Raw genomic sequence first — 19,131 nt, 5'->3', positions numbered from 1 at the left:
CTTAATTTTTTATGGCGCAAAGGTAATTCTATTTTTTAGTTTTTATGCAATGTTAAAAATGTCTTTAAACTATATTTTTTAAGCCAACTTATTTTTGGTAGCTGTATTTATCCATTTTACTGAAATAAAAAAAGGCTGCCTAAATAAAATCAGAACAGCCTTTTTACGGAATTAAAACTAAACTTTTATTTATTTTCGTAGATGCTAATTGTACCACTATCTTCATGAGTAACTATTAACAGCTCCTTTTCTGTGGGGCTATCGCTGGCGGCTATGGCGAGTACGCCTTCGGGGGCCATATCTCCTGCCCGTTCGAGTATTTGTATAAACGCTGGGGCGGTTGGATTGGTAATATCGTAAACCATTACCTGGCTGTTTCTTTCCAAGCCCACAAACAGGACCGCCCTTTCTCCAACTTTTAATATCTCAACAGCTTCGGGCTCTGCCCCTTTATCGTCGCTCCTTCCATCTACTTCGCCTTCATCTGCATTAAAACTTCCCGGCGTAAATTCCAGCACTTTTTGAGATATGTCGCTACCACTATCGTACACAAGACTACCGTTTTCTGACCAAATTGAAAAGGACCGGGCACCATAAGCATATAATTTATCATAATCGCCATCCATGTCTGTGTCTCCCATTGTGCTCGTTATTTTTAGGCGTCCCAGGTTTTCTTTGGCCTGAAGCACTTCGGCATCGGGAAAAGCGGTCGGGTCTAATGTAATGTCCTCTACCCTTTCCTCTTCAGAAAAAGCATCATAATCTCTGGCATCGCCTTCGTTGGCGGTGATTATATACGAAACACCATCCACATTTATATATTCAATGGCATCTGGATGGTAAATTCCAAGCACCGGCCAGTTTCTCAGTTCGGTCATGTCGTCTTTATCGCTTGCATCCAGCATGTTTTCTGCCAAAGAATGGTCTTTAAAACCTAATGGATATATGGCTTCAATTTCTTTTGAAGCAAGGTTTACTTTTGCAATCCCGTTATTTTCCTGAAGCGTTACCCATGCTGTTTTGGAATCATCTGAAATGGCCACATATTCTGGCTCCACATCTTGTGCCAAGCTTGCATTTGGACCAAAAACCCTGAATCCGTTTTCTTTTAAAGTAGTTTCCTGAGCTTCAAAAGCATCGAAAGTTAATGTGGAAACCGCTCCAGATGCAACTTCTATAATGCTTATACTCCCTTTGGGATCGTTTAAATAATCACTGCTCGGCTCGCCTTCATTGGCAGTTACCATATATTTTCCGTCAGGGGAAAAGATAACCATATCCGGAAGCGCACCTACGGTATAATTGTTTTGAAGCGCCTGAGATGCTGCATTGTATACCATAACGCTTCCGTTGGACTGCTTATTGGAGGCTTCAACGGCAACGGCAAGCAGACCATTTTTTACCGAAACACTATTGGGTGTTCCCACGGCACTAACATCTATAGTACCCAATTGTGATGGTGTTGACGGGTTTGACAGATCGAATACCATAACCTCGTTATTATCTGGGTTTACGGTAAACAATTTATTGGTTTCTGCATCAAAAGCTGAAATTTCAGTGGTCCCGCCTGCATTAATTGTTGTTACATAGGCAAAATTTACATCTGTGGATGGCGGAATCTCCTCTCCTCCATTATTGTCGTCGTCTGATGTACACGCGGCAAATACAATAGCCATTGAGACAAAAGCAACCCTGTTTTTTAGTTTCATTTGGTTAGTTTTATGTTTTCCCAAAGAAACCGTTCTCTTTTAAAGTGAGTGTTATTATAGGTGCAAGATTATGTTATCAATACGTTGTGAAGTAAATAAATTGTTATTTCTGGTTATATCCGAAACGCCGTAGCTGATTTTGATCGGAACGCCAGTTTTTATTTACCTTTACATAAATTTCGATATGAACTTGTTTACCGAAGAATTTTTCCAGGTCGGCCCTTGACTGGATGCCTACCCTTTTTAATGCACCTCCTTTATGGCCAATGATGATGCCTTTTTGTGTATCCCGCTCTACCATGATTACCGAACGGATACGGATAATTTTTTCGTCTTCCAGAAACTCTTCGGTTTCAACTTCGACTGCATAGGGAATCTCTTTTTTATAGTTCAGCAAAATTTTCTCACGAATGGTCTCGTTTACAAAAAATCTTTCCGGCTTGTCGGTTAACTGATCCTTTGGATAAAAAGGCTGAGATTCTGGCAGCAGCTCCAATATACGGTTAAAAACGGTACCTATATTAAAGTTTTGCAAGGCAGAAATAGGATAGATCTCGGCATTTGGAACTTTTTCTTTCCATTGCTTCACCTGTTCTTCCAATATCTCCTGGGAAGATATATCTATTTTGTTTAGCAGAAGCAACACGGGGATTTTAGCATGGGTTATTTTTTTAAAGAAAGCTTCATCTTTTAGGTCCTTTTCTCCTATTTCGACCATATAAACAAGTACATCTGCATCTTCAAAAGCCGATTTTACAAAATCCATCATGGATTGTTGCAGTTCATAAGCGGGTTTAATAATCCCGGGGGTATCCGAAAAAACAATTTGAAAATCATCACCATTAACTATTCCGAAGATACGGTGTCTGGTAGTTTGTGCTTTGGAGGTAATTATGGAAAGTTTTTCACCTACAAAGGCATTCATCAATGTTGATTTTCCAACGTTTGGATTACCAATAATATTTACAAAACCTGCTTTATGACCCTTCATTTTTTAACTTTTTTACATAGCCTTTTAACGATGCGTTTACCTTGGGGGACAGATAAATAACGGCAATCATGTTTGGAATACACATTAAAGCATAGGCCAAATCGATTAAATTAATAACAACCCCAACAGAAGTAATTGCTGCAAAGGTAATGGTAGCTATGTAATAAACGTTAAAAAACTTTCCAATTTTTACATTGGTCAAAAAAGTCAAGCACTTTGTACCATAATAAGAATATGTAAATAAAGTGGACATTGCAAAGGCGGCCACGATAAGCATTAACAGAATATCTCCATATCCATACAAGGATTTTTCAAAGGCCAACAAGGTCATAGCTATACCATTGTTTTCTACTTCCAGGTAAGCACCGCTAATAATTATAGTCAAGGCTGTTAAGGTACAAACTACTATGGTATCTATAAAAGGCCCCAACATGGCAACCAGCCCTTCCTGAACGGGCTCGTTTGTTTTGGATTCCCCATGGTACATAGGTGCACTCCCCAAACCGGATTCATTAGAAAAAACGGCCCTTCTCACCCCAAGAATAACCAACCCCCAAAAACCTCCTTTTATTGCTGTTTCAAAATTAAACGCTTCTTGAAAAATTAATTTAAACGAAGGAAATATGGCACCGGCATTAGTAGCCATTATAAATATAACCGCGATAAAATAAAGGGCGACCATAAAGGGTACAATGGCGGTTGCAACGCGGGCAATTTTTTTTAAGCCGCCAAAAATAACCAATGATGTGAGTAAAGAAAGTGTAAGCCCCAGAATAAGCTTCCAGTTAAAATCGCCTAATGGAGCAATGTTAATATCGGGATTTACCACACTCATAAAAGTTTGCGTAAACTGGTTTACCGTAAACACCCCTAAAAACCCAATAAGCCCTGCAATAGAGAAGAAAACAGCCAATGATTTACCGGTTTTACCAATTCCTTTGGTCATATAATGCATGGGCCCCGACTCAATAGCGCCTTTATTGTCTATGGTTCTATACATAACTGCCAAACTACATGAATAAAATTTGATTACCATCCCCACAATAGCGGTGAGCCACATCCAAAAAACAACTCCCGGACCACCTTGATAAATAGCTATTGCCACTCCCGATATATTACCAAGCCCTACCGTGGCGGCTACGGCCGACGATAATGCCTGTAAATGACTTATTTGCCCGGGATCTTCTGGGTCGTCGTGTTTTCCCCTCACCACTTGAATGGCATGGCCAAACATTCTATAAGGTTTAAATCGGGAGTAAAGCAATAAAAATATACCGCCTCCAATCACAAAAATAAGCATTGCCCATTCGGCATACGGAATAAGGGATTTGATAACATCATTAATTTTGTCCATAAAAACTAAAGTAAATAAATCATTGGATTGGCGAAAGAAAAAAAGGAAAAAGAAAATTATTTTAAATAAAATAGGTATAACCCTTGCAGATGTATAAAAGTGTTGTATATTTGCACTCGCAAACATCGCGGGATAGAGCAGTAGGTAGCTCGTCGGGCTCATAACCCGAAGGTCACTGGTTCGAGTCCAGTTCCCGCTACTAGAGAAGAGAAGTCGGCATTATCGCCGACTTTTTCTTTTTCAACCTTCTTCGAATCCCTTTTCCATTGTTGAGATAGACTCAAATAATTTATGGATTATGGATTCCCAATAAGTCTTTGGGATTCATACCAACCCTCTCCATAAAGCTATTTATAATTAAATAAAAATGGTGTTTTAGTTTATACTTTCTCAAGAAAAATTCATTAAAAAATCAATGAATTCTTTTGGGCTGGTTAAATAGGTGGCCCTGCCTTGTATATTTTCAATCCCCGGTATTATCCCGGCCAACAATAATGGTTTTTGATGCCCTTTCAGTAATTCATCAATTTTAGAATTAATAACTTCTTGGTTAATTGAAACAAACATTGTGAAGTATAGATCGGCATTGGTAATTTTATCAATTTTTTTAATATTCTCCGTAGGAACACTTTGTCCTAAATAATAAGTTTTCCAACCTAATTTCCGTGCTATAAAATTAGACAAAAGTAATCCTATCTCATGGTTTTCACCCTCAGGTAAGAATAAAACAATACTTAACGAATTTTCTTTTGGAGGAGGCAGGTAATCTGTTGCAGAAAAAATTTTTTGTCTAATTAAATTTGACATAAAATGCTCTTGTGCAGGCATAGCCCTGTTATTGCCCCATAGAACACCTACCTGCTGCAAAAAGGGATAAAGCAAATCCGTGATTGTTGTCAAAATCCCTTTTCTTAGTATTTCTTTATCAATAATTGCGTGGAAAGAGGCCTCATCCATGCTGAGCATAGTCAGGGTCAACGAATTCACTTCATCTTCATAAGATGCATCAATCAATATGCTTTTTATGGTATCGTGTATTTCATTATCAGACATTTTATCTATCTGTGAAATCCTATAACCATTTCGGGAAAGGATACTTATATTCAAAAGTTTTTTTAACTGACTATCAGAGTAATAACGAATATTAGTATTTGTTCTTTCAGGTTTAATAAAATGATATCGAGCCTCCCACTTGCGTAGTGTATGTGCCTTTATTCCTGTTAACGAAACAATCTGTGCTATTGTGTATTTCCCCATACTTAACGTATTAGACCTCAAAGCTAATTAAAAAATGATTTATAATCCATCCATCTTCACCACAAACACTACATTTTACATATGTCTATATTTTTATTAAAAATATTAGACTAATATATATATTTTATTATATTTGTCTAACATTAAACCAAAAAAATATAGACATTATGAAAAACTTGGCTAAGTATACCTTGATTTTATTCGGGGTTGTTGCATTTATGTATTCCTGCAGCGATGACGATGATTCTACCACACCTCCTACGGAAGAAGACCTTAACATTGTTGAAACTGCCCAATCAACTTCTAGTCTAAGTAGCTTGGTTGCCGCATTGACCAAAGCTGATGAGAATGAAGATTCCGATTTAATAGGCACCTTGAGCAGTGAAGGAAGCTTTACGGTTTTTGCTCCGACCAATGAGGCCTTTCAAAATCTTTTAGATGGGCTGGACGGTTATAATACCTTAGATGATTTTAATACTCAAGAAAAAAGAGTATTACTAAAATTAATTTTACAATACCATGTAATTGCGGGAACCAAAGCCATGTCGGGCGATCTTTTGGATGGGCAAGAATTGGAAACCGTTCAAGGTGAAGGTTTAACGGTTTCGATAGATGGCGGCGTGCATTTGAAGGACGCAACCGATACCGAGGCCATGGTCGTTCAAGCAGATGTTATGGCTAGTAATGGTATCGTTCATGTAATCGACAAAGTTTTGCTGCCACAAGTGGTCATTGATGCCATTAATAAGCAAAACTTAGTTGAAATTGTTGCTCAAACAGAAGACTTGTCCATATTAGAAGCCGCAGTAATTAAAGCAAATTTGGGAGATGTGCTTTCAGGAGAAGGTCCGTTTACCGTTTTCGCCCCGACCAATGATGCCTTTGCCGATTTGCTGGACATGATGGGTGAAGACTACAATAGTTTGGATGATTTTGATACCGAAGAGGAAATAGCTCTTTTAAAAAATATCCTTCTCTATCATGTAATTACGGCAGAGGTGATGGCCTCCGATTTATCTGAGGGCATGGTAGAGACCGCTTTAACCGATAATTCAATTGACCTTATAGCCTCTGAAAACACGTTTGTCTTAGGAGATGCCACTGGTATAAATGCAAATATTACAGCTGTAGATATTGATGCTTCTAATGGAGTTGCCCATATAATAGATAAAGTACTATTGCCACAAGAGGCTACGGATTTTTTAGCAGGAAATAATGCGATGAACATTGTTGAACTAGCTCAAGAGACCTCCAGCTTAAGCATGTTGGTAAATGCTCTTGTTCAAGCAGACGCAGGATTTGTGGAGTTACTTCAAGGCGAAGGCCCTTTTACGGTTTTTGCCCCAACTAACGATGCCTTTCAAGCATTGCTTAATAGTCTTGGCGATGAATACAATAGTATAGACGACTTTGATACCGCAGAAGAAAAAGAACTTTTGGCAGATATTTTAAAATATCACGTCGTAATAGGTACAGCAGCAAACTCTTCAAGTTTGAGCGACGGACAAACAATTGAAACAGCCCAAGGTGGAAATGTTACTGTAATAATCGACGGCAACGTATCCATAAAAGATGCTCAAAATAATTTAGCCCTGGTTTCTACGGCAGATGTTGAGGGAAGTAACGGAATTGTACATATTATCGATAAGGTTTTAATGAAATAAAGTTGTGGTTTTTATTAATTGATGCTTGGAAAAAACTGACATAAACCTTAATGTATAATTATGTCAGTTTTTTAGTTCAAAAAAAATAAACGCAGCGGATATACCCAATTTTCAACCCTTATTTTTTATACTTCATGCAACCAATTCACGCACAAAGACTAATCTATGCCAAACTTAGCCGAATTATTATCTATCATATCTAAAAATAAGCATTCTCATTAAAATGCATGCCATGTTATGAAAATTTTGTTCGACCAGTCCAGTTTAAAGTGCAGTAAAGTAATAACAAGTTGCTATAGCACCTCTTTTTCTTTGGGAATACGACTATTCGCTACATCCATAAGACCCGCTATTTATTCTATATATGGATTTGTTAGATATGCAGATGAAATTGTAGATTCATTTCATAATTATAATCAGGAAGAACTTTTTTATGAATTTGTAGAGGATTATGAAAAATCAATAAATAGAAAAATTAGTCTAAATCCTATCCTTAATTCTTTTCAAAGAGTTGTACATCAATATAAATTACATCCATATGTAAAAGATTTTATAAAAAGCATGGAAAGGGACTTGTATATAACAGATTACAAAACCAAAGAGGCATATCAAGAATATATATATGGTTCTGCAGATGTAGTAGGCCTGATGTGCTTGCGTGTTTTTGTAAAAAACAATGAACAAAAATTCAATAGATTACAAATCTCTGCCAGGCATTTAGGCGCAGCTTTTCAAAAAATTAATTTTTTAAGGGATTTTAAACAGGACACCGAAGAGTTGGGCAGGATATATTTTCCTGAATTATACAATGGCAAGGATTTTAACTGTAGAATAAAAAGCGAGATTATAAAAGACATCGAAAAAGACTTTGACATTGCTCTTGATGGAATTAAGCGACTACCCATAGAAAGTAAATTTGGCGTATACATAGCTTATAAATATTACTTTAACCTCTTAGCAAAGCTAAAACGAACCAGTTCAGATAAAATCAAAAACAAAAGGATACGGATTTCCAATCCTGAAAAGTTATTTATTTTAACCAAATCCTATATAAAGTATAAGCTATATGTTATCTAAGATTTGGATCATATTTATATTCTGTGGCCTGCCATTAATCAATAACTGTACGTGCAAGGACATGTATATCGTGAGGAAACTATTCCATGAGATTACTAGCGAAGACCATTTGAATACTTATTTTACCCATACTGAGAAAATCAAATGTATCCATAAAACACCATATACGGCAGCAGCCACGATGATGAAAGCCAAATATTTTTTTTGGCCTTTTAAAAAGCTTTCTTACTTCAATAAAGGAAAAAAATCATTAGAGGATTATATCAATAAATATCCAAATGATATAGAGGCTCGATATGTAAGATATCTAATACAGAAGAATGTTCCGGCGTTCTTAAAATATGATAATAAAATGGTTGACAGCCTATTTATTATTAAGAATGTTGATATAATGCAAATAGAAGAATCCTACAAAAAAATTATTTTACAAAATTTATAATTCATTGGCATGGCATCAAAACAAATTATTTAAAAAGCAGAATATAAAAAATTTGATTAATACTTTGATTTCCATTTATTGATATAAAGCAATCAATAAGGCGTTGAATGATAATATTATCCAGTAATCTATCTTAAGCTATCTCACGGAGTGACATACGGGGCAACTTTGAACTTATAAAATTATTGACATCCTACAGAGCAATTTCTTCAATTTAAAAAAGGTCATACAACAGCAAAAGTCTTTTTAATCATAGATTTTACAATGTTTTTGACTTGTATGGGCTTGGCCCTTAATAAACCCAGAAATAGAATTTTAAAGCATCTATATTGAAGTTTTAAGGCGTTTAGCAAAAGTCATGATGAAGAATGTCGTATAAATTTGTGAGTCATTTCTCGCTGTTTTAAATAATATTTAAAAGCATTCCCTACATTTTTATAGATATCATCTAACATAGATATATTATATGCTGTCTGTTTATCACTTATAAAGAATGTAGTCTGTAACCAATGGCTCAATTCCGTGCAGCTTAAACTCTGTAGCAATTTGTCCTCTGTGATAGGTCGAATGGTTAATAACGTGAAAACAAATGTTCTGAATACTGTTGTTGAACACTTGACCTTTTGTGTTTGTGTAACTTAAATTGTCATTCAAATCAAATTTGTCAAGTATTTGCATGGTTTGTTCGTAGTTTATCTTGTCTATGTTCTTCAAATCTTTCGTGTCATGAAGTTCCCAAACACCAAAGGTCGGTTGTTCAGGATTAATTCTATTGTTCCAAATTTGATGAGCATTCAAAAGATGATTAAACAGCTTCACTGCTTTTTCAGATGTTTTATCTGGCTTATCTATAAAAATATCTGACAACCCTTGGTTGAAATGATGACTATATTCAAATAACTCCTTAAAAAACTGTTTCATTATGTATGTCTTTTGTTCATTATGTATGGTGTGTATCTAACAAGTGGAGTAACACCTTAAGAAGCTATTTGTATAACCTTTGCTTTATTAAAAGCTTCTTTCAAAATTAAACTAGCATTATCCTTAGCTTCTTTTTCCGGTCTTTGGTTAAATCGGTAAAATACTCATGATTGCTTACGAATTGTAGGGTTTGAGCATTAAAGGTGTTGTGGAAACAATTAGAACATATAATCAATTTATATCCTTTATATAACCTGAATTCTTGGTATGAAGGTATCGATTTATTCATAGTTTTAAAAATTCCTACTTCCGTTTTGACCAAACATTATTTCTTTTATTTTATATAGATCTATACTTTTTTATCATTATTAAAAGACTTATTACCGTTAGTCCGACAGCAATCAAATAGGGAGCTCCTGGAAAATAAAGTCCTGAACTTTTATCTTTGGTAAAGAAAGTAAAAGCCATTGTTAATAAAGGCGGTGCAATAATTGTTGATAAACCGAGAAGGCTACTTAAACTCCCCTGTAATTCACCTTGTTCGTTTTTAGCTACATTTGATGTAATAATACTTTGAAAGCCTGTTCTTTGAACGCTACCGATTACATAAATCATCATAGCTGGAAATAGTAACCACTCTACTGCGGAAAAAGCAATTAGTAAAAGTCCACAAATAGAAGATAGCAGTCCAAAGATTGTCATTTTGGCATCTCCAAACTTTTTGGCCAATAACCTTACCAGCCAAGATTGAACAACAATTGAAAGCACTCCTAAAAACGCTAATGAATAACCAATTAATCGTGTGTCCCAATCAAATTTTTCAATAGTAAAATACGCCCATACACTCGGCATACTATGTCCTGAAATTGCAACAAAGAACATTGCAACAATCAATGTTATGACCGCTGGGAATTTACTCAAGTGCTTGAATGCCCCATATGGGTTGGCTCTTTTAACTTCAAATTTTCTTCGGTCCTTTTTCTCCAATGTTTCTGGAAACATAAAATAACCGAAAATAAAATTTCCAAAACTTAAAGTAGCAGCTGCGATAAATGGGATATGCGTTCCAAATTGACCAAGAAGCCCCCCGATTACGGGACCAATTATCAACCCTGAACTATATGCAGCATTGATATAGCCAAAATTTTCGGTTCTATTTTCATCATCGCTAATATCGGCAATGCAAGCAGAAGCTACAGAATAACTAGCCCCTGCTATTCCAGCTATAAACCTACCAATAAAAAGCCAAATAATATGCTGAGCAAATGCAAGGAACAAACAATCAATAGCGAAGCCCAATAAAGAAATTAGTAATACAATCCGCCTTCCATGCCGATCACTCAAATTGCCTAAAACCGGTGCAAAAACAAACTGCATCAACGCATAGGCAAACGTTAGCCATCCTCCATAGGTGGCTGCACTGCTAACATCTGTATTTATTAAATCTTGTATGAGTTGTGGTAAAACCGGATAGATAATCCCTAATCCTGCGGTGTCCATTGCTGTTACAATTAAAACAAATAGTATGGTTGATTTGTGCGATCGTGACATTTTAACTATGCGGCTTTTTTCTAATTGTGTTGAGGAGAAATTTTTTTGTAGTTCCTATATACCCTAATTGCAAAAATCAAAAAGACCAAAAAGGTAAATAGGGGTATATAATAGATTTTGCCGACAGGAACAGTTAGTGCCATTATTACCGCTCCTACAGATATTAAGATGGCAGAAACAAAATAGCCCATTTCGTCATAGAACCATGCATATGGAAAAAGATTAGCCCCAATCATTACCGCATAAGCCATTATGAAATATTGTGGGCTTTTCAATAAGATAAAGATCAGAATTGGAAAATAGATCATTTGGGCAAAGTGCAACCAAGGCCCCAAAGATTGCAAAGGATTTTTCTTTACGTTCCATTTCGTTTTCAATATTTTTGATATCCCAATGGCTAACGGTGTAAGTGCGGCACCCCATATAAATGAATAGATACCCTTTTGAAAGGCCTTAAAATCCAAAGACCATATGATGAAAAATCCGAACCATATAATACCTGCCGATATGATAAAGTCAATTCCATTTTTATTGGCAAGTTGATATTCCCTTTTCAGTTTTTTAAATTGAGTCTTTTCCATATTTTCAAGCATTAAACAAGGAGCAATTTTTTCAATTGTTTTTTATGTTTAATAATTTTAAGAACAAGGGAATCATTCCTATTGATAAGGCTACAAAAATAGCCACACGGATGTAGTTTAAACTTTGCCACATATTGGCCCGTTTTACCATGTCTGCTGTTGGACTTAGGCCTTCGGCCACTTTTTGAAACTCAATAATATTAGTTGCAAAGTAAGAAAGTGTCCAAGCCCTTACAGCAAAATGTATGGCAAAAAGTATCAACAACCCATTTCTAATTGGAATTAATTTCCAGCAAAAAACAATAGCCAGTATAAAAGTGAGCTCGTGCAAGGAATGAAGAATTATCCAAAAAACCTTTAAACTTGCGCCATTTTTATTGGTCAACAGAGCAAATGTATCTGGTGGGTCGGCCGTCCATTTAGGTACTAAAACTGCTGTTTCAAAAATTTGAGCCCCGTTCATTAAAAAATAGAACAATGTAGTAATGAGCATCCAAAGCTCAGCTCTTGACAAGTAACTTTCAGTAATATTCATTATTTCACTTTTTTAAATCCATGGTTACGGTTTTCATTATTTCAGTTGCCGATAGAAAGTATCTTATTATGGCATTAATTTCTTCATCAGAAAATGTATCGATCAATTCTTGGGTTCTTCTTTGTAAATCTGAAAAAATGGGCTGAAGAAGTCCCATTATTTTAGTGACGTTCGGAACAATTAAAACTTTTCTACGATCATTTTTATCCGCTTTCCGTCGTACAAGTTTCTTTTTCTCAAGCCTGTCTATGAGTCCCGTTACCGAACCTGTTGTCAATCCTGTTATTTCGGCTATCTTTCCAGCAGTCATCTCTTCATATTCAATTATTAGTCCGAGATATTTATGGTCTGTTCCAGAAAGGCCCACTTTTCGTGCAATGGCCTCATGCATTAATATTGAAGTGTCGGAATAGGCACGACTAATTTGGCTGAAGTTCTTAGTTGTCTCCATATTTTTTTAGTTTGATAACAAAATATCTTATTATCTAAATATCTTTGTAACAAAGATAAATAAAAATAGACTTTTAGACCAAATAATTTTAAATAGAGGTTCGAATTTGATAAAAGTTACTTTTTTTGTTGATTAATCTCGAAAAACCTCATTATAAAATGAATATGAAAAATCATTATTCATAAAAGAATATCTGCTGGTCAATTTTTTCAAATCATACATAAAATGATTGTTTTAAACATTTTATCAAGGATACAAAAGCAAAAACCTCTCTATTTAGAAAGTTTTTTTTGTTTACATGGGTCATAAAAATTCTTCACGCAAAAGCCATTAAATATAGGCCTGTGTTTCAAAAATCATTTATATTTAGTAAATGAAGCAGCAACTTAAACAACATATAGAAAAAACGATTGCATTATCTGATAGAGAATTTGACTTTGTCTTTTCGCATTTTGACCAAAAATCTTTTTTGAAACATCAATTTATTATTCAAGAAGGCAATTATGCACATAATGACTATTTCATTTTAAAAGGACTGGTAAAGTCCTCGCACATTGGCGAAGAAGGAAAAGAACATATTTTACAATTTGGAACAGAAAGCTCATGGGTCTCAGATCCCCAAGCCTACCATACCCATGCCAAGGCAACGCTTAATATACAGTGCCTGGAAGATACCCAAACATACTTCATCAGCTTTCAGGAGAAAGAAAAATTATGTGCCGATTTAACCAAAATGGAAAAATTCTTCAGCAAAAAAACAAGTCTTGAACAAATTACCTTGCAGAGAAGGATCTTATGCTTAATAAGTAATAATGCACAAAATCGCTATGAGGATTTTTTAAGGCAATATCCAAATTTGATACAACGTATCCCCAAAACCATGATTGCATCATACTTGGGCGTTTCCAGAGAGACATTAAGCAGGCTATCCCATGCATAATGTGATAATTATCACATTTTATTTGTGACATTTGTCCTTTAATCAATCCATGCTTTGTCGGAATTTTGATTAAACAAAAAAAGACAAAGAAAATGGAATACAGAAATTTAGGGAAATCGGGGTTAAAAGTCCCCATACTCAGTTTAGGAACAGGAACATTTGGTGGCACCAATGAGTTCTTTCAACGGTGGGGAGAAACCGATGTCAAGGAAGCAACAAGGCTAATCGATATTTCACTTGAAAGGGGTGTTAATTTTTTTGACACCGCTAATGTTTATTCCCTTGGCGATTCCGAAACCATATTAGGAGAAGCCATTAAAGGAAAAAGGGACCAGGTTTTAATAGCTACAAAAAGTTCTTTTCAAATGGGGGAAGGCCCTAACGAAAAGGGTTCGTCGCGTTACCATATCATTAAAGCACTGGACGACAGTTTAAAAAGATTGAACACAGATTATATAGATGTCTATTTTATGCATGGCTTTGATTCGTCCACACCCATTGAAGAAACACTATATACCTTGGACAAAATGGTTTCCAGTGGCAAGGTGAGGTATATAGGTGCTTCAAATTTTGCTGCATGGCAGTTAATGAAGTCGCTCTCGGTATCAGAAAAAAACAACCTGGAAAAATATGTAATCTATCAGGGATATTATTCATTGATAGGCCGTGATTACGAACAGGAAATAATGCCCCTTATAAAAGATCAAGGACTGGGAACAATGGTCTGGAGCCCATTGGGCTGGGGAAGGTTAACCGGAAAAATAAAAAGGAACAGCCCACTTCCAGAAGGAAGAGTAAAATCGGGTGGTTTGGTAGGCGCCCCACCTGTATTAAACGAGCATCTCTACAATGTCCTTGACGTGCTCGAAGAGATTGCTTCGGAAACCGAAAAAAGCATCCCTCAAGTTGCAATTAATTGGTTGCTTCAAAATCCCACGGTCAATAATGTAATTATAGGTGCGAGAAATGAAAAACAATTAATCTCAAACCTAGATTCGGTTGGCTGGAACTTAAATAAAAACCAAATGGAAAGGTTAAATAATGTTAGCTTTCAAGAACCTATTTATCCGCATTGGGTTGGAGAAAGGTAACTATTTATACATACTGCCCTCCCTGATTTGGAATAGCCGGAGATTACAACCTTCATAAAAAAACCTTTCGTTTTGAAAGGTTTTTTTATATGAAACTTAAAGAATACTACAATGAAAAATAAAAGTAAAAAAGACATTAATTATTTGTTATATTTAGGCCGTAAAACATTGACCAAGCATGAAGAAAACAGCTTTTTTAGTAACACTGCTTATTGTATCGACCTTTATGGGTTGTAAGCAAAAAAGTAGGTCACAAACCGAAATTCCCGCAAAAAACATATCTTTATATGCCAATCCGGTAATCCCTGGGGATTTTGCAGACCCGTCTGTAATTAGGGTCGCCAATACATATTATGCAATCGGGACATCCTCAGAATGGGCTCCACATTTTCCAATATTTACGTCCAAAGACCTTGTAAACTGGACGCAAACAACCTATGCTTTCGAGAAAACGCCCAAATGGGCTTCGTCTTCATTTTGGGCGCCAGAATTATTCTATTATAACAATACATTTTATTTGTATTATGTTGCCAGAAGAAAAAGCGATGGCGTTTCTTACATTGGTGTGGCTACTACAAAAAACATTGAAAATGGCTTTAAAGACCATGGCGTTTTAATTGAATACGGCAGCGAAGCCATCGATCCGTTTGTAATGGAAGACAACGGCAATTTATATATAAGCTGGAAAGCATATGGGCTCGATGAACGACCAATAGAATTATTAGCCGCCAAGCTTTCCAATGACGGACTAAAACTGGTTGGCGACCCATTCACTATATTAAAGGACGGTAATTTACGGGGAATAGAAGGTCAATATATGGTTAAAAAAGATGGTTTTTACTATTTATTTTATTCTGAAGGAGCTTGTTGTGGCAGCAAATGCGATTACGATGTGCGGATAGCAAGGTCGAAAACACTTCAGGGCCCATATGAAAAATATACCAAAAACCCCATTTTAACCGCCAACAATACATGGAAGTGCCCCGGCCATGGAACCATGGTTAAAACTACAGAAGGAAAATGGGTATATATGTACCATGCCTATAGCCAGAAAAGTGACATCTATACCGGAAGGCAAGGCTTGATAGACGAAATTGTTTGGGACGAAAAAACCGGGTGGCCCATACCAAAAAGTAATGTAGCCCCTTCTAAACAAAATGAATCGCCATACAATTCCGTTCAAAATATTGCTTCAGGATTTCACGACGATTTTAATAATAATGAACTGAATAAGTCTTGGCAATGGGATTTTAGAAACGCTGTGCCTAATGTTACCATAGACAATGGCAAACTTTTGCTATCTGGACAGACCAAAGAAACAAATCTTGCAGGAACCGCACTGACCGTTCGCCCTTTTTATGGAAATTACACCATTGAAGCCGGTATCTCCAATAAAAACGAAAGCCTAAAAGGACTAACCGTGTATGGCGATGCCAACCAATGTCTTGGTCTTGGCGTTGTTGATAACAATATTATTGCTTGGCAGGTAAAAAACAATGAACGGAAAGTCTTATCAACCGTTTCTATTGAAGGTTACAAAATGCTTCAACTTAAAATTTCCATGAAAAATAATGAATGTCACTTTTATTGGAAGGATGAAGGCAACTGGAAACCCATAAAACTTGAAGGTGAATCAACCATAAACGGAGCCTTTCTTCCACAATGGGACAGGAGCCCCCGCCCTGGACTCATTCAATACGGAAAGTCCGAAAAACCTGCCATGTTTGATTATTTCAAGATAGCTTACAATCCATAGCATTTTACCAAAATGGAAAAGTGCAAATTTCTTTTTTTTGAGTATCATTGTTAAAACGCCTAATTTTATGCCCATCTGAAAAAATGTTAATCTATCTTCATGGTTGTAGACAACTTAGAACAAGGCTATTTTGGTATTGGAATCCTAAATGGAAAAACACCTGCAAATCTAGGCGTATTGTGGAGGTCTGCACAAAATATGGGTGCAAGTTTTATCTTTACAATTGGCAACCGTTATCATAAACAAGCAAGCGACACCCACAAAGCAGTAGGCGCCATGCCTTATTTTCATTACGACACTTTTGAAGATTTTTATAGGCACTTGCCAAAGAGTGCATTATTAATTGGAGTTGAACTTAACGAAAATGCCAAACCACTCGAAACCTTTCAACATCCCCGGAGGGCTGTCTATTTATTAGGAGCGGAAGATCATGGCTTGAGCAATGAAGCAATTGAAAAATCGCATATTTTAGTTCAATTCAAGTCTACCTATAGCTTGAACGTGGCAGTTGCAGGTAGTATTGTTATGTATGACCGCTCAATGAAAGGAACCGTTATTTATTAAAAATGAACATTGAACTTTACACTATTATAGGCTGGGTAGGCGCCATTATATTCATTATTGCATACTTGTTATTGGTCATGAAAAAAATATCGGCCAGAAAAAAAACGTATCATATCTTAAATGCCATTGGAGCCATTTGCCTGATAGCAAATGCCTATTATTTATCAGATTTTCCCAATGTTTTAGTGAATGTAGTCTGGGCAGCAATTGCAATCTACGCATCAACAAAAAGCCTGTCATCTAAAGGCTAGCCTGTTTTTAATAATTGCATGGCATACGATACATATAACTGTACTTGCTTTTTATATGCGGTTTCTTCTTCTTTAAATAATCCCAAATAATAATATCCTCCGTCAATTAAGGCAAAAATAATTTCGGTAGCTTCCTCGATATCGGTATTTGCTATGACATTATTTTCACGTGCTTCGTATAATTTCGATCTTAAAACCTCATGCAATGATTCTAAGTACCGCTTAAAACTTATTTTAAAATCGCTTTTTCTATAAACCAAAGCATAGCAACTGTAAAAAACCCCATCGTCAAAATACCGATTCCATTTTCTTGAAAAGAGACTTTCAATAAAGCTAATCAACCGTTCTTCTGAATTGATTTCCCCAAACTCTTTGGAGCTAACAATATTCAAATGCCGTTCTAGTATATATTCATTCAACCCTATTAATAAATCGTCTCGCGTTTTAAAATAGTGCATGACCAAACCATTGCTTATACCCATTTCATCGGCAACCTTGGCAATTGAAGCATTTTCCAAACCTATTTTTTTGGCCACCTTATAAAAAGATTTGATAATCTCCTTACGTCTTTTATCTGTCAAATTTTTTCTTCCCACTCGCACTGTTTTAAACAAATATAACACTTTGATTTGTTTATAGATAACAGAATACGTTTAACAATAATTAAACATTATCATAATATTTTTTTAAATTGAACATTCATTCAATTTATTTTTTAATAAAATACATTTAACCCAATTAAAAACTTAAACCAAGTCAAGATGAAAATCAAACAATTACCACTCTCGGTTCTCACCTTTTTAGTATTAATCAATACTGTTCTTGCTCAAGAAAAAAAGGTTGTTTTTATTATTGTAGACGGCATTGCCTTCAACATGCTACAAAAGGCTAATACCCCCAATCTGGACAATATCTCTAATCAAGGCAGTTTTACTGAAGCATATGTTGGCGGCCTTGAGGGCACCTATTCCGAAACGCCAACCATTTCGGCTGTAGGGTACAACAGCTTACTTACCGGTACTTGGGTAAATAAGCATAATGTATATGGAAATGGCATAAAAAACCCAAATTATAACTATCCAACTATTTTTAGACTGTTTGAAAATCAATTTCCAGATAAACAAACTGCTATATTTTCAACTTGGTTGGACAACAGAACCAAACTTATTGGCGACAGCCTTCCGCAAACAAATTACATAAAACTGGATTATGCCTATGACGGATTTGAATTAGACACCATTGCTTATCCACATGACGATGCACGGAAATATATTAAGGATATCGATAAAAAAGTAGCTCATGAAGCCGCAAGGTATATTAAAGAGAAAGGGCCCGACCTATCGTGGGTTTATTTGGAATTTTCAGATGATATGGGTCATAAATATGGAGACAGCCCTCAATTGTACAATGCCATTGAATTTGAAGACAAACTTATTGGTTCCATCTGGAACTCGATTAAAGAACGCGAGGCCAGCCATGATGAAGAATGGATGTTACTTGTTACAACCGACCACGGAAGAACCGCCAAAGACGGTAAGCACCATGGAGGGCAAACAGACAGGGAAAGAAGCACATGGATTGTTACCAACATAAAAAACACCAATCAATATTTTAATAATGAAACGCCCGGGATAGTCGACATTCTCCCTACCATAATCGACTTTCTAGATATAAATGTTGATAAAGACATTCAATATGAAATCGATGGGGTTTCATTAATCAATCCTGTTAATGCTATTAATCTAAAGGCAAACATACATGATGGGAAACTTGAGGTAAGTTGGAAAAATATTAATCAGAACAATTCAGAAGGAAAATTATATATCGCTGAAACCAACAATTTTAATACTGGCGGAAAAGATCAATACCGGCTATTGGGCACTGTAGATCTAAGCAAAGAACATTACTCCAAAAAGTTAGGGGAAAACGACTCTAGATTCTACAAAATAGTTTTAGAAACCAACAACAACAGCATCAATACATGGATAATCAAATAACT

General features: G+C 35.9%; 19 protein-coding genes and 1 tRNA gene. 10 read left to right on the top strand and 10 right to left on the bottom strand.

Going from position 1 to position 19,131, the window contains the following annotated elements:
- Window positions 1-185: 185 nt before the first annotated feature.
- The 3 genes from UXI14_RS13095 to UXI14_RS13085 form a co-directional block, all read right to left on the bottom strand.
- Complete coding sequence (locus tag UXI14_RS13095; RefSeq protein WP_335966521.1) at window positions 186-1,709, bottom strand: choice-of-anchor I family protein; 1,524 nt, start codon at window positions 1,707-1,709, stop codon at window positions 186-188.
- A gap of 103 nt (window positions 1,710-1,812) precedes the next feature.
- Window positions 1,813-2,700: a GTPase Era gene (gene era, locus UXI14_RS13090; protein ID WP_335966520.1), complete on the bottom strand. Its 888-nt coding sequence runs from the start codon at window positions 2,698-2,700 to the stop codon at window positions 1,813-1,815.
- Window positions 2,687-4,054, bottom strand: coding sequence for an alanine/glycine:cation symporter family protein (locus UXI14_RS13085; protein WP_335966519.1), 1,368 nt, complete (start codon window positions 4,052-4,054; stop codon window positions 2,687-2,689). Before UXI14_RS13085 ends, era begins: the two co-directional genes overlap by 14 nt.
- Window positions 4,055-4,180: 126 nt before the next feature.
- On the opposite strand from UXI14_RS13085, the gene UXI14_RS13080 reads away from it, so the two are divergent.
- A tRNA-Met gene (locus UXI14_RS13080) sits at window positions 4,181-4,253 on the top strand.
- Window positions 4,254-4,444: 191 nt separating this feature from the next.
- Here the strand turns inward: UXI14_RS13080 and UXI14_RS13075 are convergent.
- Complete coding sequence (locus UXI14_RS13075) at window positions 4,445-5,311, bottom strand: MerR family transcriptional regulator (RefSeq protein ID WP_335966518.1); 867 nt, start codon at window positions 5,309-5,311, stop codon at window positions 4,445-4,447.
- A gap of 167 nt (window positions 5,312-5,478) precedes the next feature.
- Between UXI14_RS13075 and UXI14_RS13070 the strand changes: the two genes are divergently transcribed.
- From UXI14_RS13070 to UXI14_RS13060, 3 genes are all read left to right on the top strand, one after another.
- Window positions 5,479-6,975 (top strand): fasciclin domain-containing protein, encoded by a 1,497-nt coding sequence (locus tag UXI14_RS13070; RefSeq protein ID WP_335966517.1) that lies wholly within the window; start codon window positions 5,479-5,481, stop codon window positions 6,973-6,975.
- A 237-nt stretch (window positions 6,976-7,212) separates the two neighbouring features.
- Complete coding sequence (locus UXI14_RS13065; protein ID WP_335966516.1) at window positions 7,213-8,052, top strand: phytoene/squalene synthase family protein; 840 nt, start codon at window positions 7,213-7,215, stop codon at window positions 8,050-8,052.
- A 70-nt stretch (window positions 8,053-8,122) separates the two neighbouring features.
- Window positions 8,123-8,491, top strand: a complete 369-nt coding sequence (locus UXI14_RS13060; protein WP_335966515.1) for a hypothetical protein — start codon at window positions 8,123-8,125, stop codon at window positions 8,489-8,491.
- Between the two features lie 480 nt (window positions 8,492-8,971).
- Here UXI14_RS13060 and UXI14_RS13055 read toward each other — a convergent pair whose 3' ends face one another.
- From UXI14_RS13055 to UXI14_RS13035, 5 genes are all read right to left on the bottom strand, one after another.
- Entirely contained in the window at window positions 8,972-9,412 is a 441-nt protein-coding gene (locus UXI14_RS13055; RefSeq protein WP_335966514.1) for a DinB family protein, read from the bottom strand.
- A gap of 339 nt (window positions 9,413-9,751) precedes the next feature.
- Entirely contained in the window at window positions 9,752-10,963 is a 1,212-nt protein-coding gene (locus UXI14_RS13050) for a TCR/Tet family MFS transporter (protein ID WP_335966513.1), read from the bottom strand.
- A gap of 20 nt (window positions 10,964-10,983) precedes the next feature.
- The gene (locus UXI14_RS13045; RefSeq protein WP_335966512.1) at window positions 10,984-11,544 is read right to left on the bottom strand and encodes a hypothetical protein; all 561 of its coding nucleotides are present in this window, start codon (window positions 11,542-11,544) and stop codon (window positions 10,984-10,986) included.
- Between the two features lie 31 nt (window positions 11,545-11,575).
- Window positions 11,576-12,079, bottom strand: coding sequence for a transposase (locus UXI14_RS13040; RefSeq protein WP_335966511.1), 504 nt, complete (start codon window positions 12,077-12,079; stop codon window positions 11,576-11,578).
- A 4-nt stretch (window positions 12,080-12,083) separates the two neighbouring features.
- Window positions 12,084-12,530: a MarR family transcriptional regulator gene (locus tag UXI14_RS13035; protein ID WP_277901314.1), complete on the bottom strand. Its 447-nt coding sequence runs from the start codon at window positions 12,528-12,530 to the stop codon at window positions 12,084-12,086.
- A gap of 373 nt (window positions 12,531-12,903) precedes the next feature.
- Between UXI14_RS13035 and UXI14_RS13030 the strand changes: the two genes are divergently transcribed.
- The 5 genes from UXI14_RS13030 to UXI14_RS13010 all read left to right on the top strand — a co-directional run bounded on the left by UXI14_RS13030 (window position 12,904) and on the right by UXI14_RS13010 (window position 17,132).
- Window positions 12,904-13,470, top strand: a complete 567-nt coding sequence (locus tag UXI14_RS13030; RefSeq protein ID WP_335966510.1) for a Crp/Fnr family transcriptional regulator — start codon at window positions 12,904-12,906, stop codon at window positions 13,468-13,470.
- A 92-nt stretch (window positions 13,471-13,562) separates the two neighbouring features.
- Window positions 13,563-14,561: an aldo/keto reductase gene (locus tag UXI14_RS13025; protein ID WP_335966509.1), complete on the top strand. Its 999-nt coding sequence runs from the start codon at window positions 13,563-13,565 to the stop codon at window positions 14,559-14,561.
- A gap of 178 nt (window positions 14,562-14,739) precedes the next feature.
- Window positions 14,740-16,317: a family 43 glycosylhydrolase gene (locus UXI14_RS13020; RefSeq protein WP_335966508.1), complete on the top strand. Its 1,578-nt coding sequence runs from the start codon at window positions 14,740-14,742 to the stop codon at window positions 16,315-16,317.
- 99 nt (window positions 16,318-16,416) lie between these two features.
- A complete protein-coding gene (locus UXI14_RS13015) occupies window positions 16,417-16,881 on the top strand; it encodes an RNA methyltransferase (RefSeq protein ID WP_335966507.1) in 465 nt (154 codons plus the stop codon).
- A 2-nt stretch (window positions 16,882-16,883) separates the two neighbouring features.
- On the top strand, window positions 16,884-17,132 hold the full coding sequence (locus UXI14_RS13010; protein WP_277901309.1) for a hypothetical protein: 249 nt from the start codon (window positions 16,884-16,886) through the stop codon (window positions 17,130-17,132).
- Here the strand turns inward: UXI14_RS13010 and UXI14_RS13005 are convergent.
- Complete coding sequence (locus tag UXI14_RS13005) at window positions 17,129-17,728, bottom strand: TetR family transcriptional regulator (RefSeq protein WP_335966506.1); 600 nt, start codon at window positions 17,726-17,728, stop codon at window positions 17,129-17,131. The two genes, UXI14_RS13010 and UXI14_RS13005, sit on opposite strands and share 4 nt — an antisense overlap.
- 165 nt (window positions 17,729-17,893) lie before the next feature.
- On the opposite strand from UXI14_RS13005, the gene UXI14_RS13000 reads away from it, so the two are divergent.
- Complete coding sequence (locus tag UXI14_RS13000; RefSeq protein WP_335966505.1) at window positions 17,894-19,129, top strand: alkaline phosphatase family protein; 1,236 nt, start codon at window positions 17,894-17,896, stop codon at window positions 19,127-19,129.
- Window positions 19,130-19,131 lie beyond the last annotated feature (2 nt).

It is taken from the genome of Galbibacter sp. PAP.153, from assembly GCF_037029175.1.
Lineage (GTDB): Bacteria > Bacteroidota > Bacteroidia > Flavobacteriales > Flavobacteriaceae > Galbibacter > Galbibacter pacificus.
The sequence above is the reverse complement of the archived record's forward strand: the minus strand, read 5'-3'. Positions and strand labels throughout refer to the sequence as shown.

Excerpts from the sequence above, each read along its gene's own strand:
- UXI14_RS13095 (WP_335966521.1), bottom strand. The coding sequence starts at position 1,709 with ATGAAACTAAAAAACAGGGTTGCTTTTGTCTCAATGGCTATTGTATTT.
- era (WP_335966520.1), bottom strand. The coding sequence starts at position 2,700 with ATGAAGGGTCATAAAGCAGGTTTTGTAAATATTATTGGTAATCCAAAC.
- UXI14_RS13085 (WP_335966519.1), bottom strand. The coding sequence starts at position 4,054 with ATGGACAAAATTAATGATGTTATCAAATCCCTTATTCCGTATGCCGAA.
- UXI14_RS13075 (WP_335966518.1), bottom strand. The coding sequence starts at position 5,311 with ATGGGGAAATACACAATAGCACAGATTGTTTCGTTAACAGGAATAAAG.
- UXI14_RS13070 (WP_335966517.1), top strand. The coding sequence starts at position 5,479 with ATGAAAAACTTGGCTAAGTATACCTTGATTTTATTCGGGGTTGTTGCA.
- UXI14_RS13065 (WP_335966516.1), top strand. The coding sequence starts at position 7,213 with ATGAAAATTTTGTTCGACCAGTCCAGTTTAAAGTGCAGTAAAGTAATA.
- UXI14_RS13055 (WP_335966514.1), bottom strand. The coding sequence starts at position 9,412 with ATGAAACAGTTTTTTAAGGAGTTATTTGAATATAGTCATCATTTCAAC.
- UXI14_RS13050 (WP_335966513.1), bottom strand. The coding sequence starts at position 10,963 with ATGTCACGATCGCACAAATCAACCATACTATTTGTTTTAATTGTAACA.
- UXI14_RS13045 (WP_335966512.1), bottom strand. The coding sequence starts at position 11,544 with ATGGAAAAGACTCAATTTAAAAAACTGAAAAGGGAATATCAACTTGCC.
- UXI14_RS13040 (WP_335966511.1), bottom strand. The coding sequence starts at position 12,079 with ATGAATATTACTGAAAGTTACTTGTCAAGAGCTGAGCTTTGGATGCTC.
- UXI14_RS13035 (WP_277901314.1), bottom strand. The coding sequence starts at position 12,530 with ATGGAGACAACTAAGAACTTCAGCCAAATTAGTCGTGCCTATTCCGAC.
- UXI14_RS13030 (WP_335966510.1), top strand. The coding sequence starts at position 12,904 with ATGAAGCAGCAACTTAAACAACATATAGAAAAAACGATTGCATTATCT.
- UXI14_RS13025 (WP_335966509.1), top strand. The coding sequence starts at position 13,563 with ATGGAATACAGAAATTTAGGGAAATCGGGGTTAAAAGTCCCCATACTC.
- UXI14_RS13020 (WP_335966508.1), top strand. The coding sequence starts at position 14,740 with ATGAAGAAAACAGCTTTTTTAGTAACACTGCTTATTGTATCGACCTTT.
- UXI14_RS13015 (WP_335966507.1), top strand. The coding sequence starts at position 16,417 with ATGGTTGTAGACAACTTAGAACAAGGCTATTTTGGTATTGGAATCCTA.
- UXI14_RS13010 (WP_277901309.1), top strand. The coding sequence starts at position 16,884 with ATGAACATTGAACTTTACACTATTATAGGCTGGGTAGGCGCCATTATA.
- UXI14_RS13000 (WP_335966505.1), top strand. The coding sequence starts at position 17,894 with ATGAAAATCAAACAATTACCACTCTCGGTTCTCACCTTTTTAGTATTA.